The organism is Vibrio sp. 10N.222.49.C9, from assembly GCF_041474985.1.
Taxonomy (GTDB): domain Bacteria; phylum Pseudomonadota; class Gammaproteobacteria; order Enterobacterales; family Vibrionaceae; genus Vibrio; species Vibrio crassostreae_C.
In genome coordinates this window covers 1-301 of record NZ_JBFRVD010000958.1, presented here as the reverse complement: position 1 = coordinate 301, position 301 = coordinate 1, and the positions used below count along the sequence as shown (strand labels likewise).

Annotated in this window: 1 protein-coding gene; it reads right to left on the bottom strand. The window is 41.5% G+C overall.

Translation table 11 applies throughout. The annotated features are described in order from the left end of the window. The coding region (locus AB4585_RS26400) for a LysR family transcriptional regulator (protein ID WP_372171716.1) at positions 1-151 on the bottom strand (151 nt) is incomplete at its 3' end. Between the last annotated feature and the right edge of the window lie 150 nt (positions 152-301).

The window sequence follows — 301 nt, the reverse complement described above, 5'->3', positions numbered from 1 at the left end:
TACGAATGAAGAGTTGGTAATCCAACGCGGCTTCAAGCTTCTTTATTGAGGCCGTTACCGCAGGTTGCGTCACATCAAGATAATCAGCAGCGGCTGATAGTGAGCCTTGTTCGTACACCGCTTTAAAGACCTGCAGTAGTTTTAAATCCATACAACATCCTTGTTTAAATACATCTAAATCTTAATGATGTTTTCAGGAGTATGTCGGATGAAGCTCGCACTTAACAAAAAAGGCGCCAAATATACTACAAAGTATAAAGCGCCCTTCTCTTTAATTAGCTGTCGTGTGGCATTGCCGAAA